The organism is Brevundimonas sp., assembly GCF_046293315.1.
GTDB lineage: Bacteria > Pseudomonadota > Alphaproteobacteria > Caulobacterales > Caulobacteraceae > Brevundimonas.
The window spans coordinates 1-25,323 of sequence record NZ_JBKBPF010000018.1 but is presented as its reverse complement, the minus strand read 5'-3'; the positions used below and the strand labels follow the sequence as shown (position 1 = coordinate 25,323).

Genomic DNA, 25,323 nt, shown 5'->3' with positions numbered 1-25,323 from the left:
GCGCTGCAGTGAAAAAGGGCCGGATTTTGAGGGCGGGGCCTTGTTTTATAAGGGATTGGCGCCGGGAAATGCGGGATTGACCGGGGGCGATGACTCCCTCCGCGCCGAAATCTATGGCCACGATCAACCCGGGTGTACCCATCGCCAGAGGAGAACACGGTTTTCCGCCCGTTCGACGAACGGCAGTCTCAACCGACGAGTTCTCAAGAAATATCCGGTTTTTGTTGCCGCCGAACATCGGTACTCGTTGGGCCTGTTCGTCTGAATTTCGGGAAAGTTGGGGGTGGAATGCATGGCGGGGGTAGGGGATTCGATGGAGAGGGCCGCCGAGCTGATTCAGTGTGCCGGGCTCGGTCAGGTTTCATGGGAAACGGCCTTGGAAGGGCTGGCCGCGGTCACTGGATCGGCCGGCGCCCAGTTGATCGGCCTGGGGTCCAGGGCGACCGTGCCGTTCAATCTCATGACCGGGGCGCCGCCGGAAGCCGGCGCCGAATTCATCTCCGCAGGAGGGGGCGACCCGGCGGTCAACTCGCGGATCAGGATCGGGCAGCACGCCGCCGAGCTGAGGGTGTTGGACGAAACAGCGTTCACCACTGCGGATGACATGCGGCGAAGTCCGGAATACGCCGCGTGGTGCCATCGGTACGATCTTCACAGCGCATGCGTGACCAATCTGGTGAAGGAGCCCGACCAGAAAGTAGGCATGGCCCTGCTGCGCAGCGCCGGGCAGGGCAATGTCAGCTACGAGCAGAAGCGCGCCTTTGCCGTGCTGGCGATTCAGGCGCGGGCCGCAGTGCGAACGCAGATGGCGCTGGAAGCCCAGGGAGCGAAGCTTCTGGCGGGAGCGATTGAGGCGATTGGGGCGCTGGCCTTTGTCTGCGACGCGGCCGGCCGCGTATGCGGCCTGACGGCGTCGGCCGAGACACTGCTTTCAGGCGGCGATGTGTTGAGGCTGAAGGGGGGCGTGCTGACCACAGCCTGCGAGGCGAGCCGGCGGGGGTTCGAGGCTGCGCTTGCCCAAGCCTTGGCCGGAGGCGCGCCACCTTGCGCCGTGGCCGTGCGGCGGCTGCTGAGCGACGACCGGCTTTTCCTTGAGGCTGCGCCGCTGCCAAGATCGGGCACGCTGCATTTCGGACCTCGAGCACTCATCATTGTGCGGGGATCCGGTGCGGACGAGGTTAGGGTGGCCGGGGCAGCCAGGTCCCTTTATGGACTGAGCGCAAGCGAAGCCGTCGTGGCGGCGCAACTCGCGGCGGGCCTCTCACCAGCCGCTATTGCACACAGGCGACAGGTAGCCGTGGGGACCGTCAGGACCCAAGTCCGGCAAATCTATCAGAAGGTCGGCGTTTCGAGCCAGCTTGAGCTGGTCGCGCGACTGCCGAGATTATGACGCCTAGGGGGCGGGGCGGACCTTCTGGGGCTTGAAGTCCCGGATCGAACCATGATGTCAGCGCGACGCCAGTGGGCGCCAGGACACAGATGCGTCCTGGCGCCCATGGGGCTCAGAACGCGAAGCGGATGCCGGCGGTGACCACATGCGAAGTGGGCTCGGCTTCCAGCGAATAGCCAAAGCCAGCTTCATTGTAGTCGACTTCGAAGGTGGGGCCGCGCAGATACCGATACCCCAGGTCGAAGGTCACCCGGTCCGATATTGCGAAAGCGACGCCTGCTTTCAGCTGCCAGGTCAGCCCGGTCTTGACCTCGTCCTCGTCCAGTTCCGGCGCTTCGAAACGCGTCGCGCCGAAGCCGATGCCAGCGCCGATGTAGGGCGTAACGCGACCGCCGGAGCCCAGATCAACCAGTACGTTCAGCATCACGGCCGCCTGGGTGGTTTCGATGTCGCCGAGGTCGTACTCGTCCGAGCCATCCTGAAGGACCGTGTCTTCAACGTCGCTCCTAGTGTACAGGACCTCGCCCTCGACCCGGAAGCGTCCGTTGTCTCGCCCGATGGCGCCCGACAGGAACAGGCCACGATCCAAGTCGAAAGAGCCCGAATCCGATATTGTGTCGGTCCCGTCGGTGAGCGAGGCGTCGATGTCCACTTCACCGCTAACATTCGCACCCGCGTTGATCTGGCCGTACCAGTTCTGGGCTGCGGCAGGTGTGCCAAGCGCCACCACCGCGCCGGCGGCGATTGCAAAGAGTCGGATCGTCATGAGTTCACCCCAATGTAAACGCGGATATCGCGCCTGCGTTGGTCGCCTGCGCCGGGCCGGTACGTCGTCTTCAATATTGTAGAGAAAAGCGCGGCTTGCCCCGAAACGGGGCAGGCTGTGGCGAGAACGACACGAGCATCGTGCGGCGGGGGGCGAGGCCGCAAGGTGCGGAGCTGGTTCAGGTCCGGGCTGTTGTCCGCGCGCTCTGCACCACCAAAGAGGGCAGCAGGACGGCCAGGACGATTGGTTTTCGTTGGGGCGAGGGGGGGGTTAGTATGGGGTCGGCGCCGACCTCGTGGAGAGTCGGTTGCGACTCCCCCTTATATGGATGTGTGCGTGTTTAGAGTTCTGATTTCCGGCCTTCTCCTGCTGTCCCTGTCCCTCTCCGCCTGTGAGCGGCAGGGGCGGGTGGATGAGGCGGAGGCGGCGGCTCCCGCGGCGGCTGTGCGGGCCGAGCCGGTGGTGGTGGATCAGCTGCCGCAGTTGTCGGCGCGGATCGACGGGCTGAGCGTGCTGGGCGGGTTCAGCGGGGCGGTGCTGGTGGCGCGAGGCGACGAGGTGCTGTTCCGCAAGGTTTACGGCACGGCCAGTCACGAGCGGGACGAAGCCATGGCGCTGGACAGCAAGTTCCGCATCGCCTCGGTGTCGAAACAGTTCACGGCGGCGGCGATCCTGCGGCTGCAGGACGAGGGGGTGCTGAGCGTGGACGATCCGGTGTGCCGGTGGATCCAGCCGTGCCCGCAGGCCTGGGCGCCGGTGCGCATCCACCATCTGCTGAGCCACACCTCGGGCATTCCGGACCTGATGCAGCGGCCGGGCTGGGGCGAGATGCGGCGGACGCACCAGACGCCGGAGCAGCTGACGGCGGCGTCGGCGGCGTTCCGGCTGAGCTTCGAGCCGGGCACGCGCATCCGCTATTCCAACGCGGGCTACAACCTGGCCGGGGCGATCCTCGAGGCGGCGACGGGGCGGGATTATCACGCGTGGCTGCGGGCGGAGTTCTTCGAGCCGCTGGGCATGGACGACACCGGGTTCGACGACGGCTCGGTGGAGACGGCCATGGGCTATGCCTGGCTGGCTGGCGGGCGGACGCCGCAGCCGGAGTCCAATGCGTCGATCGTCTATGCCTCGGGCGGGCTGTATGCGACGGCGGACGACCTGCTGGCGTGGAACCGGGCGCTGCACGGGGGGCGGCTGCTGTCGGCGGAGAGCTATCGGGTGATGATCACGCCGCACAATCCGCCCGATGACGAGGGCCCGCCGGGACGGCCGCCGCGGGGCTGGGGCTACGGCCTGTACATGGCGGACCTCGGCGCGCGCATGGAGCCGGGGTTCCTGGCCGGGCAGATCTATCACACCGGCAGCTGGGCGGGGTTCCGGGCGCTGATGACCTATCATCCGGCGCAGGATGTGACGGTGGTGGCGCTGTCGAACTACTACCACCAGAGGGACACGCTGTTCGTGATCACCCAGCAGGCCATCGCCGAGGTGATCGGGGCGCCGCTGCCGGACCGGATCGCGCCGAACTGAACCCTTCTCCCGATGGGAGAAGGGGGAACCCGCGCACGAAGGCGCGTCAGCGGCTTCGTTCTGCGCGCGGGGGATGAGGGGCGGATGTGCCAGCAATCGACCACCCGACCCTCACCCTGCGCGCGAAGAAGCGGTCTGCTCCGCATCCCGCTGCGCGCAGCCCTCTCCCACGGGGAGAGGGGTGGTTTGCGGGAGGCGGGAAGGGGTGCACAAGGGGGGATCAACCCGGGAGCCGTTCCATGCGCTGTCTGATCATCGCCGCCGTTCTGCTGACTGCCGCGCCCGCTTGGGCCCAGACGCCGGAGGAGGCCGTGGGGGCGGTGCTGGACCGGCTGCATGCGACGGCGTCGGCGGCGGACGGGGCGGCCTATTTCGACCTGTACACGCCGGACGCGCGGTTCATCGGCACGGACGCGGAGGAGCGCTGGAGCCTTGAGGCGTTCCGGGCCTATGCCGAGCCGCACTTCTCGCGGGGGCGGGGCTGGACCTATGAACCGAGGGCGCGGACGGTGACCATCGCCGACATCGACTGCCGCTGCGTGGCCTGGTTCGACGAGGTGCTGGACCACGCGTCCTATGGCGTCCTGCGCGGGTCGGGGGTGCTGCGCCTGACCGACGACGGCTGGAAGGTCGAGCAATATGTGCTGAGCTTCGCCGTGCCCAATGACGACGCCGAGGCGGTGGTCGGGGTGATCCGGGGCGGGGCGGAGTAGGGCGCGTAGGCGCGGATAGGCCCCCTCCACCATGCTTCGCATGGTCCCCCTCCCCCGATGGGGGAGGATCTCTACAGGATCTCGTAGTGGATCGGCTTGAAGGCGTTGTTGTTGGACTGGAGCGCCGAGCAGGCGGTCATGCCGATGATCAGGTCCATGCAGGCCTCGAACACGGTGTAGTCGCCGGCCTTGCTGAGCGGCGGCTCGACGGTGAGGGCGCCGGTGGCGCCGTCCACGGGCACGTTCATGAAGACGTTGAAGGCGGTGGGGATCTGGTCCGGCCCGACGCCATAGGGCGCCAGGGCCTCGGCCAGATTGCCGAAGCAGCCCCGGTGCGGATCGGTGTCGCCGTAGATGATGCGGAAGGTGTCGGCCGAGCAGGGGGTCAGCAGGAAGTCGTGGCGGCCGACCTTGTCCTCCTCGATGCGCATCATGACGTTGGAGCGGTTGGAATACAGCGCGTCGCCGGTGGTCAGATAGATGCGGCTGGTATAGTCGAGGGTGCGGCCGGACGAGATCACCTCGCCGATGTCGTGGCGGTTGAAGGCGAGGAGATCGCTGACCTGTTCGCCCCGGGGGTCGATGATCTTCAGGCGCTGGCCGGCCTTCAGCTCGAAGGCGACGCCGGAGCGCGGGGCGATCTCATGCGGCATGACCGGACCTCTTGTTGCGCGGGGTCGACAGGGGGCAGGACCAGGCGGGGTCCACCGCCCGGCCGCTGTACTGGCGCGCCTCGGAGCTCTCGCCGTGGCGGGCCAGCATGGGATTGACGGCGCCGGCGAGGGCCACGTCACGCTCGAGGATGCTGGCCCTCAGCTTTTCATAGGCGCCCGAGGTGCGCAGCATCTCGAACTGGCGGTGCAGGTTGAAGACCACGGCGGGGGTCTGGAACCGGCGCGCGGGCCGGCTGGCGCCCGGGTGCATGCCCACGGCGAAGAAGGCCTCGCCGCCGAAACTGAGCGAGAAGTGGGGGCTGTCGGGGTCGGGATCGACTGTGGCGTCATAGGCCAGGCCCTGCCAGGCGTCCTTGTCGGCCAGCGACTGGATCCGGTCCCACATGGCGCGTTCGAAGGCGACCTCGTCGAGGTCGCGCGGCCCCTCGAAGATGACCACGAAGCTCTGGAACAGGGTGGGATCGACGGTGAAGCGGCGGGCGGCCTCGAACAGTCCCGGGTGGATGCGCAGGTCATCCCAGGCCGAGGTGATGTCGCGGGCCACCACGATCTCCATCTGGCTGCGGGCCAGGGCGGCCTTGGCGCCGACGCACGGGAACGCCTGATCCCGCACAAAGCCCTCGAAGGCGACGGCGAGGGGATGGGGGTTGGGGGCGACGGCGGCGGTCACGCCGGGCTCCGGTTGGTCAGGAAGTGCATGGAGAACAGCTGGTTGTGATCCGTCCACGCATCGACCGTGTGCCAGCCGGCGCGGGCGGCCAGGGCGGCGAAGGTCTCGAGGGTGTATTTGTGGGAGTACTCCAGCACGATCGGCTGTTCGGCGGGCAGGTCGAAGGTCTGACCGGCCACCCGCACGACGATGTCGCGCAGCGGATAGATGGCCGCCTCGATGCGGCGCAGGTCGGCGTTGTAGATGGCCTCGTGGCGGAAGTCGGCGCGGTCGAGGCCGGTTCCCAGCTCCCGGTTCATGCGGTCGAGGATGTTCAGATTGAAGTCCCAGATGGCGCCGCCCGGCTCATTGTAGGCGGCTAGCAGGACCTCGGGCTCCTTGTGCAGATCGACGCCCGCGAGGAAGAAGCTGTCGGGGCCCAGCAGGCCGTGCATGCGGCGCAGAAAGGCCTCGCTGTTGGCCGGGAGCAGGTTGCACAGGGTCGAGCCGGGAAAGAAGCCGAGCACCGGCCCGTCGCCCACCACGGCCGTCAGGTCGAAATCCTTGGTGAAGTCCGCCGCGATCGGCACGATCTCCAGCCCGGGATAGTCGTCGCGCAGGGTGGCGGCGGCCTCCAGCAGCTGCGCCTCGGAAATCTCGACGGGCACATAGCGGCCCAGGCGCGGCATGGCGTCCAGCAGCTTGCGCACCTTGGTGCTGGCGCCGCTGCCCAGCTCCACCAGACTGCCGCCCGCCCCCAGCGCGGCGCCGATCTCGCCGGCGTGGGCGTCCAGAATCTCCAGCTCGGCGCGCCCGACGTAATAGTCCGGGGAGGAGACGATGCCCTCGAACAGGATCGCGCCCTTGTCGTCATACAGCCATTTGCTGGCGATCCGGGGCGGCGACAGAGCCAGGCTCTGGGCCACCGAGGCCTCGAAGTCCAGATCGGTGAGATTGGGTTCGTTGTCGAACAAGGCGGAGTCCTGGCGGGTAGGGGGAAGGCCGCGCGAGGGGGCCCATGGGTTAGCAACGTCGTGGTTGGGGGATCGTTGCGGCATGGGCTGAGCTTGGCCGCCCGTTCATCCACCCCCGAGGGACGGGAAGATCGAGCGGTGCCGAAGCGGGTGGGGCCAGATGGGTCTGCTGGGCCAGCCCGGCGGTCGGCGCGACCACGGGCGCGCCGCCCCGTGGTCGCGATGATCGGACGAGCTTCAGCCTATGGGTCCATTGCAGATGTTCGGCGCGGGGGCTTACGGCTGCGACAGACTGCTGGATGCTAATCGGTCAACGCCTTGCGAAAGACACGCAGACGTTGAATGGTACGAACTTGGGCCGGGGGGATACGATGGCGAGACTTCACACCACCAAGATGGAGGCGGAGGTCGATGACCTCTTGTTGGATTTGGAGAACCCGAGAACCGGGAAGGTTGAAGGCCAGTCCGAGGCCCTAGAAGCAGTCGTGCGCCTCAACACGCAGCACTTCCGCAACATGATGGCCAGCATCAAGGCCAATGATCTGGATCCGGGCGACAGCTTCTACATCATCGCCGACGAGGAGGATGAGGACAGTTTCACGGTGGTGGACGGCAACCGACGGCTCGCCGCCCTGAAAGTGCTCTACAACCCCGACCTACTGGACGGTACCAACTTGGGCGACAGCACCAAGAAGCGCCTTCGGGAGGCCGCAGCCGAGTTCGCGCCGGTAGAGCCAATAAGCTGTGTCCTGTTCGAGAACCGGGCGGACGCAAATGAATGGATCGAGCGTCGCCACGGGAAAAATCTTGACGGCGAGGGGCGCATCTCATGGGGCACGCTGGAAAGCGACCGATTCCAAAAAGACCGGACTGTTCTAGACGTCATCGGGTTCGTGGAGCGCAACTCTACCTTTGAAGAATCCGACTGGCATCGGATCAAGAAAAGCGTGGAAAAAAGTCCGACAACACTGCGCCGTTTTTTGGTGTCCAAGGCTGGAAAGCAGCATCTTGGATTTGTCGAAAAACAAGGCGACGACGGTCCAGCTTTCAAGCGGAATCCTGAGTATATCATCAAGGTTCTTAGTCAGATATTCAGCGATATGGATGCCGGAGAGGTGACGTCTAGAACCTACAATAAGGCATCTGAGATAGACGAATATTTCACGTCGCTGCCCAAAGATTTTGAGGTCGGTAAGCAGGTCGAGACGGCCGCCCAAGCGTTCGCGACTACGAACGTTAAGGACGGCGCTAAACGTCCCCGCTTGGCGGCGAAGGTGACGCCTTCCAAAGCCGTGAAGACAAAGAAGGTGACACCTCCCCGGGCGACCCTTGCGCCCAGCAGGCACCAGTTCGCGGAGCCCACGAACGAGAAGGGTAAGCAACTGTTGCGGGAGGCTAGCAAGCTCAAGCTGCGAGATACCCCTCTGGGCTGTGCCTTTCTGTTTCGCGCATGGCTTGAGTTTTCGATTGAAACCGAGATGAGAAAAAGCGGCCTTTCAGATAAGGACAGCGCGGGCGAAGCTCTGGATTTGAAGGGGCGATTCAGCACGGTCTGCCTGCACCTCACCACTACGCCGGGAAGGCTAGCTAAGAAGGGCGATCTAAACGCGATTAAGACGATCCTGACGGCCAAGGCGGGCAACGTGTCGTTTGGTGCCCTCAACGGGTACATCCACAACCACTTCCAGAAGCCATCACCCGACGACCTCCGGAACGCCTGGGACAGCGCGATCCCATTCTTCACGGCGATATACGGGGCGCACAAGTGACGGTGGTTCGCAAATCCTCCCCCTCTGGGCATTTCTCGCCGCTGCGCTACCCCGGCGGCAAGGGGAAGCTCGCTCGCTTCGTCGCCGAAGTGGTCCGGGCCAATGGACTCCAAGATGGAACCTACGTTGAGCCCTACGCCGGCGGCGCCGCTGTGGCTTTCGAGCTGCTGTTGACCGGGGTAGTTCGCCGGATCGCGATCAACGACCTGAACTTGCCCATTTTTGCGTTTTGGCAGGCTGTCCTCAACGATACGGACGATCTCACCCGGCTCATCCGTGATACGGACGTCACGATGGAGACCCGCGAACGGGCCAAGCGCGTGTTTACTGAGGCGCGTGAAGCTAGCCTAGAACTCGCATTCGCCACGTTCTTCCTGAACCGAACTAACCGTTCGGGCATCCTTAATGGTGGTGCGATTGGCGGCGTCAAGCAGGACGGTCCATGGAAGCTAGATGCCCGCTATAACAAAGATGCTCTTGTAGAGAGAATTCAGAAAATTTCGCGAATGCGAAGACGTATTTCGCTCACCAATTTGGATGCTGTTGAATTTTTACTTCAAGAATCACCAAAGTGGCCTAGTAAGACACTAGTTTACCTAGACCCTCCGTATTATAAAAAAGGTAGAGATCTATATTATAATTTTTATCGGCATGATGATCACGCGAATGTTGCATTCGCGACTCACAATATTAACAAAGTCCGCTGGATAGTGTCCTACGATGATGTAGAACCCATACACGGTCTGTATGAAGACACAAGTTGCCTTAGGTATACTATAGGCTACAGTGCTCGGGAACGATCCCGGGGGTCGGAGGCAATGTTCTTCAGTCCGGGGCTGAAAATCCCACCGGTCCGGGGGTCCATGATCGAGCTTGATTGCTCCGAGGGCGCTATCCGTTCGGGGCTGGCTGAGTTGTTGGTCTGACTGGCGAGTCCGCTTTTTGCGACTTAGGTCTCCTCCTGCCGGACAGCCCCCGCCGCCCCCTCCACCCGATCCCCTTGCTTTTCCCCGGTCAGCACCCTAAATGCCCCCGCACTTCGCACGTGGGCGTGGCGCGTTCCGGGGAGACATCCCGGTTTGCTCCGTTCCGAGGACCATTCGGTCTTTAACCGTCCACGCTAGGTTCGATCGGAAAAAGGACAAAACGATCATGGCTCTGCCTGAATTCTCCATGCGCACCCTGCTTGAAGCCGGCGCGCACTTCGGCCACCAGACGCACCGGTGGAACCCGAAGATGGAACGCTACATCTTCGGCTCGCGCTCCAACATCCACATCATCGATCTGTCGCAGTCCATGCCGCTGATGCACCAGGCCCTGCTGGCCGTGCGCGACGTGGCGGCCAAGGGCGGCCGCGTGCTGTTCGTGGGCACCAAGCGTCAGGCGTCGGATCCGGTGGCCCAGGCCGCCAAGCGCTGCGCCCAGTACTACATGAACAACCGCTGGCTGGGCGGCACCCTGACCAACTGGCGCACCGTGTCGGGCTCCATCGCCCGCCTGCGCGAGCTGGACGGCATTCTTGAAGGCGGCGGCGAAGGCCGCAACAAGAAGGAACTGCTGACCCTGCAGCGCGAGCGCGACAAGCTGGAGCTGTCCCTGGGCGGCATCAAGGACATGGGCGGCGTGCCGGACATCATGTTCGTGATCGACACCAACAAGGAAGCGATCGCGATCCTGGAAGCCCGCAAGCTGAACATCCCGATCATCGCGATCCTGGACACCAACTGCGATCCCGACGGCATCACCTATCCGATCCCGGGCAATGACGACGCCGCCCGCGCCATCCAGACCTACTGCGACCTGATCGCGGACGCGGTGCTGGACGGCCTGGCCACCGGCGCCGCCGCCTCGGGCGTGGATCTGGGCGCGATGGAGAACCCGGTCGAGCCGGCCCTGCGCCAGAAGGCTCCGGCCGCTGCTGAAGAAGCCGCCCCGGCCGGAACCGAAGGCGTCGCCGCCGAGATGGAAGCCAAGGCTGAAGAGCCGAAGGCCGAGGACGCTCCGGCTGCCGAGGCGCCCAAGGCTGAAGAAGCTCCCGCCGTGGCTGATGAGGCCGCCAAGGAGGCGACCTCGGACGCCAACGAGGCTGTCGAGACCGAGAAGGCCTCGGCCTGAGCCTCATAGGGCTTACCGACGGCGAAACTGTTATGCGGCCGGGCTAAATCAGCCCGGCCGTTCCCGCATACGAATTTCAGGAGATTGACCATGGCCGAGATCACTGCCGCCCTCGTGAAGGAGCTTCGCGAAAAGTCCGGCGCGGGCATGATGGACTGCAAGAAGGCGCTGGTTGAGAACAACGGCGACGTGGAAGCCGCCATGGACTGGCTGCGCACCAAGGGCCTGTCCAAGGCCGCCAAGAAGTCCGACCGCGTCGCGGCCGAGGGCCTGGTGGCCGTCGCCAGCCGTGAAGACGGCAAGGGCGAGACCGCCGCGGTCATCGAGTTCAACGCCGAGACCGACTTCGTGGCCCGCAACGAGCTGTTCCAGAACGCCGCCAAGCAATTTGCCGTGGCCGCGCTGGACGCCGGGGATGTCGAGGGCGTCAACGCCGCGACCCTGTCCGGCGGCAAGACCGTGCAGGACGAGGTGACCAATCTGATCGCCACCATCGGCGAGAACATGCAGGTGCGCCGCGTGGCCCGTCACGTGGTGTCCGAAGGCGTGGTCGCCTCCTATGTGCACAACGCGGTGGCCCCCTCGCTGGGCCGCATCGGCGTGCTGGTGGCGCTGGAAGGCGCCGCGGACAAGGCCGCCCTGCGCGACCTGGGCCGCAAGATCGGCATGCACATCGCCGCCACCGCGCCTCTGTCGCTGAACACCGACGACCTGGACCCTGCGGCCATCGAGCGCGAGCGCGCGGTGCTGACCGAGAAGGCGAAGGAAGACGGCCGTCCGGACAACATGATCGCCAAGATCGTGGAAGGCCAGATCGCCAAGTTCCAGAAGGAAGTGGTGCTGTCCAAGCAGCCCTTCGTCATGAACCCGGACCAGACCATCGAGCAGCTGGTGGCGGACTCGGGCAAGGAGTTCGGCGCCGAGATCAAGCTGGTGGGCTTCACCCGCATGGCCCTGGGCGAAGGCGTCGAGAAGGCGGCCGAGCCCGACTTCGCCGCCGAAGTCGCGAGCATGACGGGCGGCTGAGGCCGTGACTTTTCCTCCCCCTTGGGGGAGGGCGGCTGGCGCGACAGCGACAGCCGGGTGGGGAGGGCCGGGCGAGGCAGACTCGCTGTTTCGCCGAGACGCCCCCACCCGGTCGCTTCGCGACCACCCTCCCCGAACGGGGAGGGAGAATTATCAGGGCGCGTCGGCTTTAAGGTCGGCGCGCCCTTCGTCTAGTATGGGCCCGCCGATTCCGGCGCCCCCGACCCGAGAGAGCATCCCCATGAGCCCCACCCGCGCCGATCCGAAATACAAGCGCGTGCTGGTCAAGGTGTCGGGCGAGGTGCTGATGGGGGACAAGGGCTACGGCCTGGACATCAAGACCGTGGACGCCATCGCCGCCGAGATCGCCGAGGTGGCGCGGACCGGGGTGCAGCTGTGCCTGGTCATCGGCGGCGGCAACATCTTCCGCGGCCTGTCCGGCGCGGCCAGCGGCATGGAGCGCGCCAGCGCCGACTACATGGGCATGCTGGCCACGGTGATGAACGCCCTGGCCATGCAGAACGCCCTGGAGCGGCAGAACGTGGACACCCGCGTGCAGTCGGCGATCCAGATGGACACCATCTGCGAGCCCTATATCCGCCGCCGGGCCCTGCGCCATCTGGAGAAGGGCCGCGTGGTGATCTTCGCCGCCGGGGTGGGCGCGCCGTTCTTCACCACGGACTCGGGCGCCGCCCTGCGCGCCGCCGAGATGGGCTGTGACGCCCTGCTGAAGGGCACCAGCGTGGACGGGGTCTATACGGCCGATCCCAAGAAGGATTCGTCGGCCACCCGCTACGATCATCTGACGTATCACGATGTGCTGGCCAAGGACCTGCGGGTCATGGACGCCTCGGCCATCGCCCTGATGCGCGACAACAGCATCCCCATCGTGGTCTTCTCGATCCGCGAGCACGGCGCCCTCAAGGCTGTGCTCGAGGGCAGGGGAGTCTATACGGTCATCAGCGACAACCCGGCGAACGGGGCCTGAGGTCAAAGGAAATACGGACAAGAGCATGAGCAAACCCGATCTCGCATCCTATCGAAACCGCATGGACAAGGCGGTCTCCGCTCTGAAGGAAGAGTTCAGCGGCCTGCGCACCGGCCGGGCCAACTCCGGCCTGCTGGATCCCGTGCAGGTGGAGGCCTACGGCTCCGTCTCGCCGCTGAACGCGGTGGCGGCCATCAGCGTGCCGGAACCGCGCATGATCACGGTCAATGTCTGGGACAAGGGCATGGTGGTCTCGGTCGAGAAGGCCATCCGCGCCGCCGGCCTGGGCCTGAACCCCATCGTCGACGGCCAGACCCTGCGCATCCCGATCCCGCCCCTGACCGAGGAGCGCCGCAAGGACCTGGTCAAGCTGGCGGGCAAATACGCCGAGCAGCAGAAGATCGCCGTGCGCAACGTGCGCCGCGACGCCAACGACGACCTGAAGAAGGCCGAGAAGGCGGGCGACATCAGCCAGGACGACCAGAAGAAGATGGAGGCCGAGGTCCAGAAGGACACCGACGCCGCCATCAAGCGCATCGACGAGACGCTGAAGACCAAGGAAGCGGAGATCATGCAGGTCTAGGTCGTCCTTCTCCCGATGGGAGAAGGGGGACCCGCGCACCGGAGCGCGCAGCGCGGAGGTCCTGGCGCGGGGGATGAGGGTCGGTGGATCAGCAGGCTGCACCCGACCCTCACCCTGCGCACGAAGGAGCGCCTTGCTTTCGCAAGCCGCTGTGCGCAGCCCTCTCCCACCGGGAGAGGGAGAACGCTACGGTGTGATATGGGACCACGGAATGGCTGACGACATGCGCGCGATGGATGCGCCCACCGACGGCCCTTCCGATGCGGGGCCCCGGCATGTGGCGATCATCATGGACGGCAACGGCCGCTGGGCCGCCGCCAGGGGACTGCCGCGCGCGGCGGGCCACAAGGAAGGCGTGTCCGCCCTGAAGCGCACCGTGCGCGGCTGCGACGGGCTGGGCGTGCGCTGCCTGACCGTGTTCGGCTTTTCCACCGAGAACTGGCGTCGTCCGGCCGAGGAGGTCTCGGACCTGATGGGGCTGGTGCGGTCCTATGTGGCCAGCGACCTGACCGGGCTGGCGAAGGAGGGCGTGCGCATCCGGGTGCTGGGCCGCCGCGAGGGGCTGCCGTCCGACATCGCCGCCATCGTCCGGAAGGCCGAGCGCGACACCGCGCACAATGACCGCTTCCTGCTGCAGGTGGCGTTCAACTACGGCGGTCAGGCCGACATCGTGGACGCGGCGCGCAAGCATGCGGAACGGGTGCTGACGGGCGAGGCGACGCCGGAGATCAGCGAGGCGGAATTCGGCGGGCTGCTGTCGACCGCGGGGGCGCCGCCGCTGGATCTGATCGTGCGGACTTCGGGCGAGGAGCGGCTGTCGAACTTCCTGCTGTGGGAGGCGGCCTACGCTGAACTGGTTTTCCAGGACATCCTGTGGCCCGACTACGGGCCTGAGGCGTTGAAGGCGGCGATTGACGCGTATCAGGCGCGGGAGCGCCGCTTCGGCGGACGTCCTGCCCCGATGGCTGTCCAGACGGCGAAGGCGAACTGATGGCGTTTCGGGCCAGGGACATCGGATTGCGGGCGGCCTCGGCCCTGGTGCTGGCGCCCGCCGCGATTCTGGCCACGTGGGGCGGGGGCTGGTGGTTCGCCGCCCTGATCGCCGCCGCCTGCATCCTGCTGGCCCGCGAGTGGGCGTTGATGAGCGCGCGCGGCGCCCAGCGGATGGTGTGGGGCGCGGTGGCGGCGGCGCTGGTGGCGGTGGTTCTGATCGCCCATGTGGGCCATGTGCCGGCGGCCCTGATCACCCTGGTGTTCGGCGCAGCGCTGGCGGGGGCGTTCGCGCGTCGGCTGGGCCAGCAGGGGCTGGATGCGGCCTATGGCGTTCTGTACCTGGGCTGGCCCGCGATCCTGTTCATCTGGCTGAGAGGTCAGCCGGACGGTCTGGGCTGGACCGTGCTGCTGTTCATGACGGCCTGGTCGGCGGATGTGCTGGCCTATCTGGTCGGCACCCTGCTGAAGGGGCCCAAGCTGTGGCCCCGGTTTTCGCCCAACAAGACCTGGTCCGGCTTCATCGGCGGGCTGATCGGCGGTCTGGCGGCGGGCGCGCTGGTGACAGCGTCGCCGTGGCCGGACCTAGGGACGTTGAGCGTCGTCTGGGGCGCGGCGCTGGGTCTGGCGGGCGCCATCGCCACCATGGCCGGCGACCTGTGGGAGTCGGCGCTGAAGCGGCGGTACGGCGTCAAGGACTCGGGCGACCTGATTCCGGGCCACGGCGGTCTGCTGGACCGGGTCGACGGGCTGATGTTCGCGGTGGTGGTGATCGCCGCCGGGCATGTGCTGCTGCAGTGGATGGGCGTGATCTGATGATCCGGCGCCTCGTCACCATCCTGGGCGCCACCGGATCGGTGGGGCGCTCGACGCTGGACCTGATGGATCAGGCCGAGCAGGCGGGCAGCGGCGCGTTCGAGGTGGAGGTCCTGACCGGTGCGGGCAACATCGCCCTGCTGGCCGAGCAGGCGCGGCGCTGGCGACCCCGGCTGGTGGTGACGGCCGAGGCCGAGCGGCTGGATGAGCTGAAAGCGGCCGTGGCCGGGCTGGATGTGGCCGTGGCGGCGGGCCCGGAGGCCGTGGTGGACGCGGCGACGCGGCCCGTGGACTGGGTCATGGCGGCCATCGTGGGTGCGGCCGGGCTGCGCTCGGCCTGGGCGGCGGCGGCGACCGGCGCGACCCTGGCCCTGGCCAATAAGGAAAGTCTGGTCAGCTGCGGACCGGCCCTGATGGCGCGGGTGCGGCAGGCGGGCGGGCGGCTGATCCCCGTGGATTCCGAGCATTCGGCCATCTTTCAGGTGTTTCCCGCCGAGGCGCCCGAACGGGTGGCGCGGGTGGTGCTGACGGCGTCGGGCGGGCCATTCCGGGCGTTCTCCCGCGAGCAGATGGCGCGGGTGACGCCTGAGCAGGCGGTGGCCCATCCCAACTGGAGCATGGGGGCCAAGATCTCGGTCGACAGCGCGACCATGGCCAACAAGGGCCTGGAGATGATCGAGGCGGCCTATCTGTTCGGGCTGGAGGCGCGGCGCATCGACGTGGTGGTGCACCCCGAATCGATCATTCACAGCCTGGTGGAGATGATCGACGGCTCGACCCTGGCCCAGCTGGGCCCGCCGGACATGAAGACCCCCATCGCCTGCGCCCTGGCCTGGCCGGACCGAATCGGCTGGCCTGCGCCGCGCCTGGATCTGGCGGCTCTGGGGTCCCTGACCTTCGAGGCGCCCGATGAGGTGCGGTTTCCGGCGCTGGCGCTGGCGCGACAGGCGCTGGAGGCGGGCGGGGCGGCGCCGGCGGTGTTCAACGCCGCCAACGAGGTAGGGGCGCTCGCTTTCCTTGACCGCAAGCTGGGCTTTCTCAATATTGCCGCAGTCGTGGCCGAAACCATGGAGCGACTGGCGCGCGCCGATGAGGCCGCCGACGCTCCGGATGCCTGCGATGCCGCTCTGCGCATCGACGCCCTGGCGCGACGGACGGCCCAGCGGATCGTGGCCGATCGCGCAGAGGCGGCGTAACCAGTGCGCGTAAACAGGGGGAGCCGTCGAATCCCTCGACGGCTTTAGGGAGGCGCTTCGCTTCATGTTGGATTTCATCGGCCAGGCGCTGATCTACGTCGTGCCGTTCCTGCTGGTGCTGACGCTGGTGGTGACCATCCACGAGCTGGGCCACTTCTGGGTGGCGCGGGCCTTCGGCGTGAAGGTGGACCGCTTCTCCATCGGCTTCGGCAAGGGCGTTCTCAGCCGCACGGACAGGCACGGCATCGAATGGCGGCTGGGGTGGATCCCCCTGGGCGGCTACGTGAAATTCGCCGGCGACGCCGATCCGTCCAGCGTGCCGGATTCGCGCGGGCTGGACGCCATGCGCGAGCAGATCACGGCCCACGACGGGCAGGGGGCCGAGAAAGACTATTTCCATTTCAAGCCGGTGTGGCAGCGCGCCCTGATCGTGGCGGCCGGGCCGTTCGCCAATTTCGTGCTGGCCGTCACCATCTTCGCGTTTCTTTTCAGCCTGATCGGCGTGGAGATGCGGCCGCCCCGGGTTGCGGGCGTGGCGCCGGACAGCGCGGCCGCGGCGGCCGGGTTCGAGGCCGGCGACCTGATCCTGCGCATCAACGGCCGGGCGGTCGAGGACGACGCCACGGTGCGCCGCATGGTGGCGCTGAGCGCGGACGATCCGATGGATTTCGTGGTGCAGCGGGGCGAGGCCGAGGTCGCGCTGACCGCCACGCCGGCGCGGATTGAACGACCCGATCCCATCGCCGGGACGGTCCGGATGGGGGTTCTGGGCGTGGAACTGCAGCCCCTGGCCGGCGAACGGCGACATGTGCGCTACCCGCCCCACGAAGCCGTCTGGCAGGGCGTCAAGGAGACGGGCGCGGTGCTGGAGACGACCGTGACCTATCTGGGGCGGATCATCACCGGGCGCGAATCCGGAGATCAGCTCAGTGGCCCGCTGGGCATCGCCAAGGCTTCCGGCGCCCTGACCAACGCCGCCGCCGACGTCGAGGCGTCCGCCGGAATTCGCCTGGCGAACGTATCCCTGACGCTGATCAGCTTCGCCGCCATACTTTCGATCGGAATTGGCTTTCTAAACCTGTTGCCCATACCGGTTCTGGACGGGGGGCACCTGCTGTTCTACGGCTACGAAGCCGTCGCGCGGCGTCCGCTGGCCGCCGGGGTCCAGGAGGTGGGGTATCGCATTGGTCTTGTATTGCTGGTCGGTTTGATGTTGTTCGCCACCTGGAACGACCTGCGCAAGCTCAGTCTCTTTCAATTCCTGGGCGGGCTCGCTTCATGAGCAATCGCCGCTCGCCGATGGTTTTTTCCATGATTCAAAGACGTTCCGAAGCTCTCCGCACCCACGGCCGCGCCAGCGTCCTGGCGCTGATCATCGCTGCAGGCCTTGGCGGCCCGGCCCTGGCGCAGGACGTCGCTGCGAACCAGGAGGTCCAGACGCCGCCAACGGAGCAGGCGCAGCCCGCTGCCGGGCAGGACGCACAGGTCGGCGTCGCCAACCGGATCATGGTCCAGGGCAACCAGCGGATCGACCAGACCACCATCCTTTCCTACCTGCCGATCCAGGCTGGCGGGGCAGTGGACCCGGTGCTGCTGGATGTGGCCGTGCGCACCCTCTATCGCACCAACCTGTTCGCCGACGTCCAGATGGCGCTGAACGGGACCGACCTGATCGTCCAGGTCATCGAGAACCCCGTGATCAACCAGGTGGTGTTCGAGGGCAACAGCGCCATCAGCGAGGACAAGCTGCGCGAGGAGGTCACCATCCGGCCGCGCGGCATCTACACCCCGGCGCGGGTGCAGGAAGATGTGCAGAGCATCGTCGAACTGTACCGGCTGTCGGGACGCATCTCGGCCACGGTGACCCCCAAGCTGGTGCAGCTTGAGCAGAACCGCGTGGATCTGGTGTTCGAGATCGACGAGGGCGTCTCCACCGGTGTCCGGGGCATCAATTTCCTCGGCAACCAGGCGTTTTCGGACAACGATTTGCGCGGCGTGATGGTGACCAAGACCTCGCGCTGGTGGCGGCTGTTCTCCAGTAATGACAACTACGACCCCAACCGCCTGGACTATGACCAGGAGCAGCTCCGCAGCTTCTACACCAACCGGGGCTATTATGATTTCAGGGTTGTCTCGGCCGTGGCCGAGCTGTCGCCCAGCCAGGACGACTTCCTCGTCACCCTGACGGTGGATGAGGGCGAGCAGTACAATTTCGGCAACATCACAGTCGCGACCCAGAGCGAGCGCCTGAACGCCGATTTCCTCCGGCGGCTCCTGCCGCTTCAGGAAGGCGACCTGTACGAAAGCGACCGCATCGAGCAATCGGTCGACGCGCTGACGTTCGCCGCCGGCTCGGCCGGCTATGCCTTCGTGGACATTCGGCCCGGCTATGTCGCCAACCCGGAAACCCGGACCGTCGACGTGACCTTCAACGTCCGCGAGGGCGAGCGGGTCTACGTCGAGCGGATCGATGTGGTGGGCAACACCCGCACCATCGACCCGGTCATCCGGCGCGAGCTGATGCTGATGGAAGGCGACGCCTTCAACCGCACCCTGGTGGAACGGTCGCGCAACAATCTGCGGGCCCTGGGCTTCTTCGAGAACGTGACGATCACGGAAGTGCGGGGCAGCGAGCCTGACCGCAGCGTCGTGACAGTCCAGGTGACCGAACAGCCCACCGGGGAACTGTCGGTGGGCGCGGGCTTCAGTTCGGTGGATTCCTTCATCGTCAATCTGGGTATTTCGGAGCGGAACTTCCGCGGCCGCGGCCAGAACGTTGTGGCGCGGCTGGAGTGGGGTTCGATCCGGCAACAGATCGACTTCCGGTTCACCGAGCCCAAGTTCCTCGGCCGCGACGTGCGCGCCGGGTGGGATCTGTACCACTCCCGCTACGACTACAGCGAATACTCGTCCTACACCTATGAATCGACGGGCGGCGGCTTGCGCCTCTCCTGGCCCATCAACGGCTACACGCTGCTGTCGACGCGTTACTCGCTGCGGGCCGACGATGTCACCGTGCCGGGCACGACCTGCGACAACGGTGGCGGATCACGGGCCCTGTGCGAGCAGCTCGGCGAGTCGCTCAACTCGTCGGTCGGTTACACCCTGCTGGTGGACCGCCGAAATGATCCGGTGCGTCCGACGCGGGGCTGGACCGGCAATCTGCGCCAGGATTTCGCGGGCGTCGGCGGCGATGTGAACTACATCCGCACCGAGATGGACGCTGCCTGGTACTACGGGTTCAGTCCCCAATGGATCGTCAGTCTGCAGGGCTCGATGGGCTACATCGCGGGCTGGAACGGCGACGCCATCCGGATCAACGATCGCTTCTTCAAGGGCGGCAACAGCTTCCGCGGATTTGAAACCGCAGGCATCGGTCCCCGTGACACGACCCAGGTCTCCAGCCGCGGCAACGCGCTGGGCGGGAATTTCTATGCCATCGGAACCGCAGAACTGACGTTGCCCAACTACCTCCCCGAAGAGTACGGCATCCGCACGTCGCTCTTCGTCGATGTCGGCACCCTCGGCCAGCTCGATAATCGCTACCGGCTTGACGACAACGGCGTGATCAACGAGCGGATCATCGACGATATGGCCCTGCGCGCCTCGGCCGGCCTCAGCGTACACTGGCGTTCGCCCATGGGCCCGATCCGGCTCGACTTCAGCCAGGTCCTCGCAGAAGAGGACTACGACGTCACGGAAACCTTCCGTTTCTCAACCTCGACCCAGTTCTAAAGGTTCAACATGAAACGTCTTCTTCTTACGGCCGTCGCGGGCGTCATCGCTCTTTCGGCCCAGGCCGCCGCCGCCCAGACCCAGCTGCAGAACCCGGGTCCGGCCATTCCGGGCATGTGCGTCTATCATAACGAGCGCCTGCTGGCGCAGTCGTCCGCCGGCCAGTCCCTGAACCAGGGCATGCAGCGCCTGGTGCAGGAAGTTCAGGGTGAACTCGCGCCTTACGGCACGTCCATCCAGAACGAAGCCACCGCCATCCAGCAACTGCCCCAGGATCAGCAAGGTCCCCGGGTGCAGCAGCTGCAGCAGCGCATCCAGGAAGCCCAGCAGCTGGAGCAGACCCGCGATGTGGAGCTGCGCTACACCCGCGCGCAACAGATCAACGCCATCGCCACCGCCGTCGATCCGATCATCGTCGCCGTGTACCAGGAGCGCGGCTGCGGCATGCTGGTGGACCGTGAAAGCGTCTATGTGATGAACCCGGCCATGGACATCACCGACACGGTGATCGAGCGCCTCAACAGCGCCCTGCCGTCGCTGAGCTTCAGCCGCCAGACGCCGCCGGCGCAACAGCAGTAAGTGCAGGGAGCGGGTTGATCCGGCATGCCCGACGCCCGCTTCTTCACGACCGCTGATCCGCTGAGCGTCGCAGACATCGCCGCCCTGACTGGGGCGGAGGTGGTTCGCGGCGGCGATGCGGTCGTCAACACCGTCGCGCCCCTGTCCAAGGCGGACCGGGGCGCGATTGCGTTTCTGGGTGACCCGAAGCACGCGCCGGCCCTCGACACGACAACCGCCGGCGCCGTGTTCACACCGGCCGCCATGGTCGAGCGGGCGCCGCCTCATCTCGCCGTGCTGGCCACGCGTTTCCCGCAGGCGGCCTGGGCCATGACCGCCGCCCGGCTCCATCCGGCCATCGAGGCGGACGATAGCCCGGGTGTCCATCCCACGGCCGACCTGGAAGACGGTGTCCGTGTGGGTCCCGGGGTGGTGATCGGCGCGGGCGTGCGCGTCGGCCGGGGGACCGTGATCGGCGCGAACACGGTAATCGGGCCCGGCGTCGTCCTTGGGCGAGACGCCCGCATCGGCGCCAATGTCTCCATCGCCTTCGCCCTGATCGGCGACCGGGTGCGTGTCGCCTCCGGCGCGGTCATCGGCGAAGCGGGCTTCGGCGCGGCGGGATCCGCGAAGGGTCCGGTGGACATTCCCCAGCTGGGTCGGGTGATCGTTCAGGACGATGTGTCCATCGGCGCCGGGACGTGCATCGATCGCGGCGCCTACGACGACACCGTGATCGGGGAGGGGACCAAGATCGATAATCTGGTCCATATCGCGCACAATGTGGTGCTCGGCCGGTTCTGCCTGCTCGCCGCCCATGTGGGGATTTCCGGGTCCGTGACGGTGGGAGACGGTGTCATGTTCGGCGGCAAGGCCGGGGTCGGCGATCACCAGACCATCGGCGCCGGCGCCAGGATCGCGGGGGCGGCGGCGGTGCTGTCGGACGTGCCGCCGGGCGAAACCTGGTCGGGTTATCCCGCGAGACCGCTGCGCCGGTTCTTGCGCGAAACGGTCTGGCTGGCCAAACAGGCGGCTTCGCGAAGCAAGGGAACGCGTGATGAGTGAGTCCGAGGGCGTATCGATCGACTATGCCGAGGTTCTACGGCGCATTCCGCACCGCTACCCGTTTCTGCTGGTGGACCGGGCCGAGGATTACCGGGCCAACGAATCCATCGTCGGCATCAAGAACGTCACCGCCAACGAGCCGTTCTTCCAAGGGCATTTTCCGAACAATCCGGTGATGCCGGGCGTGCTGCTGGTCGAGGCCATGGGCCAGTCCGGGGCGCTGCTGATGTCCAAGACCCTGGACGCCGATGTGTCGGACAGGACCATCATGTTCATGGCCGTGGACGGGGCGCGGTTCCGCCGCCCGGTGCGGCCCGGCGATGTGCTGCGGCTGAACGTTCACGTGACCAAGCATCGCGGCGACCTGTTCAAGTTCCGGGGCGAGGCCTACGTGGACGGCAAGATGGCGGCGGAATGCGAGTTCGCGGCCATGGTTGTGGACAATCCGAAACCCGAGGGCGCCGGAGCATGAGCATCCACCCCACCGCGACGATCGACGCCTCGGCGACCCTGGCCGACGATGTGGTGATCGGTCCGTGGTGCGTGGTGGGCCCCGGCGTGGCCCTGGGCGAAGGGGTTGAACTGCGCGGCCACGCGGTGGTCGAGCGCGACACCATCGTCGGCCCGCGCACGGTGATCCATCCCTTCGCCGTGGTGGGGGGCGATCCCCAGCACATGGGCTACAAGGGCGAGACCGTGCGTCTGGAGATCGGCGCAGACAATGTCATCCGCGAGCATGCGACCCTGAACCGGGGCACGCCCCAGGGACATGGCGTGACGCGCATCGGATCGAACAATCTGCTGATGACCGGCGCCCACGTGGGCCACGACTGCGTGGTCGGCGACCATGTGGTCATGGCCAACAGTGCGACCCTCGGCGGTCATGCGGTGGTGGGCGACAAGGTGTTTCTGGGCGGGCTGTGCGCCGTGCACCAGAACGGCCGCGTGGGCGAGGGCGCCATGGTGGGCGGCCTGTCGGCGGTGACCCGGGATGTGATCCCGTTCGGCTCGGTGTGGGGCAACCACGCGCGGCTGCACGGCCTGAACCTGGTGGGGCTCAAGCGGCGCGGATACGGCAAGGCGGACCTGCGACGGCTGCTGGCGGCCTATCGCGAGATGTTCGAGGGCGAGGGTGCGTTCGCGGATCGGCTGGACCGGGCCGAGGGCGACTATGCGGACCTTCCGGAGATCATGCGGATCATCGCCTTCATCCGCGAGGACTCCAGGCGGCCGCTGTGCCTGCCCGAGCGATGAGCCGGCTGGGAATCGTGGCCGGGGGCGGTGACCTGCCTCAAGCCGTGGCGCGGCGTTGCGAGGCCGAAGGTCGTTCCTTTTTCGTTGTTCGAATCAAGGGCTTCGCTGACGAGGCTCTCGCCCGGTATGAGGGCGAGGAATCGCGCCTGGGCGAGTTCGGACGGACCATCAAGCTGCTGAAGACTGCAGGCTGCGACGCGGTCTGTTTCGCCGGCGTCGTCCAGCGCCCTGACTTTCGCGACATGAAGCCGGACCTGAAGGGCGCGACGGTGCTGCCCGGGCTGATCAAGGCGGCGACCAAGGGGGACGACGCCCTGTTGCGCCATGTGCTGGGCGTGTTCGAGGCCGAAGGCTTCGCCATTGAAGGCGCCGATCAGGTGCTGGGGGGCGAGACCGTGTCCGTCGGGGCGCTGGGACGGCATGCGCCGGACGCGGCGGCGCTGGCGGATCTGAGGAAGGCGCTGGAGGTGGCGCGGGCGTCGGGCGAGCTGGACATCGGCCAGGGCGCCGTCGTCTGCGACGGTCTGGTGCTGGCCGTCGAGGCCCAGGAGGGCACCGACGCCATGCTGGCCCGGGTGGCGGGCATGCCCGCCACGCTGCGGGGGCGGCCGGATGCGCGGCGCGGGGCCCTGGCCAAGGCGCCCAAGCCCATCCAGGACGAGCGGGTGGACATGCCGGTGATCGGGGTGCGCACCCTTGAGGGCGCGGCGGCGGCGGGGCTGGCCGGGGTCGCGGGCATGGCGGGCAAGCTGATCCTCATCGACCGGCCAGCGATCATCGCGGCCGCCGACCGGCTGGGGCTGTTCGTGTGGGGCGAGGATCACCGATGACCCGACCGCTGAAGATCATGCTGGTGGCCGCCGAGGCGTCCGGCGACGCCCTGGGCGCCGGTCTGGCCCGGGCGCTGAAGGCGCGTCTCGGTGACGCGGTGGCGTTCGTCGGCGTCGGCGGGCCGCACATGGCGGCGGAGGGGGTGGAGAGCCCCTTCGACATCAGCGAGCTGTCGGTGCTCGGCTTCATCGAGGGCATTCGCGCCTACAGCCGGGTCAAGCGGCGGGTGGCCGAGACGGCGGCCCTGGCGGCGCGTGAGCAGCCCGACGCCGTGGTGCTGATCGACAGCTGGGGCTTCACCATCCGGGTGGCGCAGGCGATCCGGACGGCGTCGCCGAAGACGCCCCTGATCAAATATGTGGGGCCGCAGGTGTGGGCCTCGCGACCCGGGCGCGCGAAGGTGCTGGCCGGGACGGTGGATCATCTGCTGGCGCTGTACGGGTTCGATGCGCCGTGGTTCGAGCGGGAGGGACTGGCGACCACCGTGGTGGGGTCAGCGGCCCTCCACGTGGACATGGCGGCGGCGGACGGGGCGGCGTTCCGGGCGCGGCGCGGCATGGCGCCGGATGCGCCGCTGCTGCTGGTCCTGCCGGGCAGCCGGCCCGGCGAGATCGCGCGCATGACGCCGGTCTATGAGGAAACGGTGAAGCGGCTGAAGGCCGAGGTCTCCGGGCTGGAGGTCGCCGTCGTCGCGGCAGGCACCGTGGCTGCGGACGTGACGGCGCGGGTGGCGGCCTGGCCGTTCCGCGCGCATCTGGTGGAAGAGGCGGAGAAACATGACGCCATGACTGCCGCCGATGCGGCCCTGGCCACCAGCGGCACAGTGTCCACCGAGCTGGCCCTGGCGGGGGCGCCGATGGTGATCGCCTATCGCATGGACGGCCTCAGCTGGGCCCTGATCAAGCGCATCGCCACGACGAAATACGTCACCCTGTTCAATGTGGCGGCGGACGCGGCGATCGCGCCGGAGTTTCTTCAGGGCGACGCCACGCCCGACAAACTGGCCGCCGCCGTGGGGCGGCTGCTGACCGACCGCGAGGCCGCCGCCGATCAGGCGCGGCGCCAGACCGAGGCGCTGGACCTGATGGGCCGGGGCGGGCCGGACCCGTCACAGCTGGCGGCGGACGCGGTGCTGCGGGTGATCGTGGAGAAGGCGGGGTAGAGATTCCCTCTCCCTGTGGGAGAGGGCTGTGCGCATGGATGCCAAAGCATCCATTCTTCGCGCACAGGGTGAGGGTTCGATGGTTCCCCGTTGGAAACACCGGGCCCTCATCCCCCGCGCAAGGACCTTCGCGCTGCGCGCTCCGGTGCGCGGGTTCCCCCTTCTCCCAATGGGAGAAGGGGCTTTTCCCAGTTCAGCCGCGCTGGTCGATGGTGATGTAGTCGCGCTCGGTGGGGCCCGTGTAGAGCTGGCGGGGGCGGCCGATCTTCTGCGACGGGTCCTCCATCATCTCCTGCCACTGGGCGATCCAGCCGACGGTGCGGGCCAGGGCGAACAGGACGGTGAACATGGTGGTGGGGAAGCCCATGGCCGACAGGGTGATGCCGGAATAGAAGTCCACGTTCGGGAACAGCTTGCGCTCGGCGAAGTAGTCGTCCTTCAGGGCGACGGCCTCCAGTTCCTTCGCGACCTGGAACAGCGGGTCGTTCTCGCGGCCGGTGGCGGCCAGCACTTCGTAGGCCGACTGCTGCATGACCTTC

26 protein-coding genes are annotated in these 25,323 nt (G+C 66.9%); 21 read left to right on the top strand and 5 right to left on the bottom strand.

Features of this window, described 5'->3' with window-relative positions; genetic code table 11:
* Positions 1–265, top strand: a 265-nt coding sequence (locus ACK4SE_RS13330; RefSeq protein WP_409693625.1) for a hypothetical protein, incomplete at its 5' end; no start/stop codon positions are given.
* 48 nt (positions 266–313) lie between these two features.
* Entirely contained in the window at positions 314–1,390 is a 1,077-nt protein-coding gene (locus tag ACK4SE_RS13325; RefSeq protein WP_409693622.1) for a helix-turn-helix transcriptional regulator, read from the top strand.
* Positions 1,391–1,502: 112 nt separating this feature from the next.
* On the opposite strand, the gene ACK4SE_RS13320 is transcribed toward ACK4SE_RS13325, so the two are convergent.
* Positions 1,503–2,156, bottom strand: a complete 654-nt coding sequence (locus tag ACK4SE_RS13320; protein ID WP_409693620.1) for an outer membrane protein — start codon at positions 2,154–2,156, stop codon at positions 1,503–1,505.
* 336 nt (positions 2,157–2,492) lie between these two features.
* Here ACK4SE_RS13320 and ACK4SE_RS13315 point away from each other — a divergent pair, with 336 nt between their 5' ends.
* Both ACK4SE_RS13315 and ACK4SE_RS13310 read left to right on the top strand, forming a co-directional pair.
* Positions 2,493–3,686 carry a serine hydrolase domain-containing protein gene (locus tag ACK4SE_RS13315; protein WP_409693617.1) on the top strand — a complete coding sequence of 398 codons (1,194 nt, stop codon included), beginning with the start codon at positions 2,493–2,495 and terminating at the stop codon, positions 3,684–3,686.
* Positions 3,687–3,925: 239 nt separating this feature from the next.
* Entirely contained in the window at positions 3,926–4,399 is a 474-nt protein-coding gene (locus ACK4SE_RS13310) for a nuclear transport factor 2 family protein (protein ID WP_409693614.1), read from the top strand.
* Between the two features lie 71 nt (positions 4,400–4,470).
* Here ACK4SE_RS13310 and ACK4SE_RS13305 read toward each other — a convergent pair whose 3' ends face one another.
* Genes ACK4SE_RS13305 through egtD form a run of 3 tightly spaced genes read right to left on the bottom strand, consistent with a single transcriptional unit; the run spans position 4,471 to position 6,696 of the window.
* Positions 4,471–5,052 carry a DUF1989 domain-containing protein gene (locus ACK4SE_RS13305; protein WP_409693612.1) on the bottom strand — a complete coding sequence of 194 codons (582 nt, stop codon included), beginning with the start codon at positions 5,050–5,052 and terminating at the stop codon, positions 4,471–4,473.
* Positions 5,042–5,743, bottom strand: a complete 702-nt coding sequence (gene gntA / locus ACK4SE_RS13300; RefSeq protein ID WP_409693609.1) for a guanitoxin biosynthesis heme-dependent pre-guanitoxin N-hydroxylase GntA — start codon at positions 5,741–5,743, stop codon at positions 5,042–5,044. Before gntA ends, ACK4SE_RS13305 begins: the two co-directional genes overlap by 11 nt.
* On the bottom strand, positions 5,740–6,696 hold the full coding sequence (gene egtD, locus ACK4SE_RS13295) for an L-histidine N(alpha)-methyltransferase (RefSeq protein ID WP_409693607.1): 957 nt from the start codon (positions 6,694–6,696) through the stop codon (positions 5,740–5,742). Before egtD ends, gntA begins: the two co-directional genes overlap by 4 nt.
* Positions 6,697–7,067: 371 nt before the next feature.
* Between egtD and ACK4SE_RS13290 the strand changes: the two genes are divergently transcribed.
* From ACK4SE_RS13290 to lpxB, 17 genes are all read left to right on the top strand, one after another.
* A complete protein-coding gene (locus ACK4SE_RS13290) occupies positions 7,068–8,465 on the top strand; it encodes a hypothetical protein (RefSeq protein WP_409693605.1) in 1,398 nt (465 codons plus the stop codon).
* Positions 8,462–9,391, top strand: coding sequence for a DNA adenine methylase (locus ACK4SE_RS13285; protein WP_409693602.1), 930 nt, complete (start codon positions 8,462–8,464; stop codon positions 9,389–9,391). Before ACK4SE_RS13290 ends, ACK4SE_RS13285 begins: the two co-directional genes overlap by 4 nt.
* 226 nt (positions 9,392–9,617) lie before the next feature.
* Complete coding sequence (rpsB, locus tag ACK4SE_RS13280; RefSeq protein ID WP_409693599.1) at positions 9,618–10,580, top strand: 30S ribosomal protein S2; 963 nt, start codon at positions 9,618–9,620, stop codon at positions 10,578–10,580.
* Positions 10,581–10,670: 90 nt separating this feature from the next.
* Positions 10,671–11,606, top strand: coding sequence for a translation elongation factor Ts (tsf, locus tag ACK4SE_RS13275; RefSeq protein ID WP_409693596.1), 936 nt, complete (start codon positions 10,671–10,673; stop codon positions 11,604–11,606).
* A 241-nt stretch (positions 11,607–11,847) separates the two neighbouring features.
* Positions 11,848–12,594 carry a UMP kinase gene (gene pyrH / locus ACK4SE_RS13270; RefSeq protein ID WP_409693593.1) on the top strand — a complete coding sequence of 249 codons (747 nt, stop codon included), beginning with the start codon at positions 11,848–11,850 and terminating at the stop codon, positions 12,592–12,594.
* Between the two features lie 25 nt (positions 12,595–12,619).
* A complete protein-coding gene (frr, locus tag ACK4SE_RS13265) occupies positions 12,620–13,177 on the top strand; it encodes a ribosome recycling factor (RefSeq protein ID WP_409693591.1) in 558 nt (185 codons plus the stop codon).
* 223 nt (positions 13,178–13,400) lie between these two features.
* Complete coding sequence (gene uppS, locus ACK4SE_RS13260; protein WP_409693628.1) at positions 13,401–14,168, top strand: polyprenyl diphosphate synthase; 768 nt, start codon at positions 13,401–13,403, stop codon at positions 14,166–14,168.
* The gene (locus ACK4SE_RS13255; protein WP_409693588.1) at positions 14,168–14,983 is read left to right on the top strand and encodes a phosphatidate cytidylyltransferase; all 816 of its coding nucleotides are present in this window, start codon (positions 14,168–14,170) and stop codon (positions 14,981–14,983) included. The genes uppS and ACK4SE_RS13255 overlap by 1 nt, the downstream gene beginning before the upstream one ends.
* Positions 14,983–16,179 carry a 1-deoxy-D-xylulose-5-phosphate reductoisomerase gene (dxr, locus tag ACK4SE_RS13250; protein ID WP_409693587.1) on the top strand — a complete coding sequence of 399 codons (1,197 nt, stop codon included), beginning with the start codon at positions 14,983–14,985 and terminating at the stop codon, positions 16,177–16,179. Before ACK4SE_RS13255 ends, dxr begins: the two co-directional genes overlap by 1 nt.
* A 64-nt stretch (positions 16,180–16,243) precedes the next feature.
* On the top strand, positions 16,244–17,461 hold the full coding sequence (locus ACK4SE_RS13245) for a M50 family metallopeptidase (protein WP_409693583.1): 1,218 nt from the start codon (positions 16,244–16,246) through the stop codon (positions 17,459–17,461).
* Positions 17,462–17,490: 29 nt separating this feature from the next.
* Positions 17,491–19,914: an outer membrane protein assembly factor BamA gene (gene bamA / locus ACK4SE_RS13240; RefSeq protein ID WP_409693580.1), complete on the top strand. Its 2,424-nt coding sequence runs from the start codon at positions 17,491–17,493 to the stop codon at positions 19,912–19,914.
* A gap of 9 nt (positions 19,915–19,923) precedes the next feature.
* Positions 19,924–20,493, top strand: coding sequence for an OmpH family outer membrane protein (locus ACK4SE_RS13235; protein WP_409693577.1), 570 nt, complete (start codon positions 19,924–19,926; stop codon positions 20,491–20,493).
* A 24-nt stretch (positions 20,494–20,517) separates the two neighbouring features.
* Positions 20,518–21,537 (top strand): UDP-3-O-(3-hydroxymyristoyl)glucosamine N-acyltransferase, encoded by a 1,020-nt coding sequence (lpxD, locus tag ACK4SE_RS13230; protein WP_409693574.1) that lies wholly within the window; start codon positions 20,518–20,520, stop codon positions 21,535–21,537.
* Positions 21,530–22,009, top strand: a complete 480-nt coding sequence (gene fabZ, locus ACK4SE_RS13225) for a 3-hydroxyacyl-ACP dehydratase FabZ (RefSeq protein WP_409693571.1) — start codon at positions 21,530–21,532, stop codon at positions 22,007–22,009. The genes lpxD and fabZ overlap by 8 nt, the downstream gene beginning before the upstream one ends.
* The gene (lpxA, locus tag ACK4SE_RS13220; protein WP_409693568.1) at positions 22,006–22,791 is read left to right on the top strand and encodes an acyl-ACP--UDP-N-acetylglucosamine O-acyltransferase; all 786 of its coding nucleotides are present in this window, start codon (positions 22,006–22,008) and stop codon (positions 22,789–22,791) included. The genes fabZ and lpxA overlap by 4 nt, the downstream gene beginning before the upstream one ends.
* A complete protein-coding gene (gene lpxI / locus ACK4SE_RS13215; RefSeq protein WP_409693567.1) occupies positions 22,788–23,621 on the top strand; it encodes a UDP-2,3-diacylglucosamine diphosphatase in 834 nt (277 codons plus the stop codon). Before lpxA ends, lpxI begins: the two co-directional genes overlap by 4 nt.
* The gene (gene lpxB / locus ACK4SE_RS13210; RefSeq protein WP_409693564.1) at positions 23,618–24,784 is read left to right on the top strand and encodes a lipid-A-disaccharide synthase; all 1,167 of its coding nucleotides are present in this window, start codon (positions 23,618–23,620) and stop codon (positions 24,782–24,784) included. Before lpxI ends, lpxB begins: the two co-directional genes overlap by 4 nt.
* A gap of 193 nt (positions 24,785–24,977) precedes the next feature.
* Here lpxB and ACK4SE_RS13205 read toward each other — a convergent pair.
* A partial coding sequence (locus ACK4SE_RS13205) for a citrate/2-methylcitrate synthase (protein ID WP_409693561.1) occupies positions 24,978–25,323 on the bottom strand: 346 nt, incomplete at its 5' end.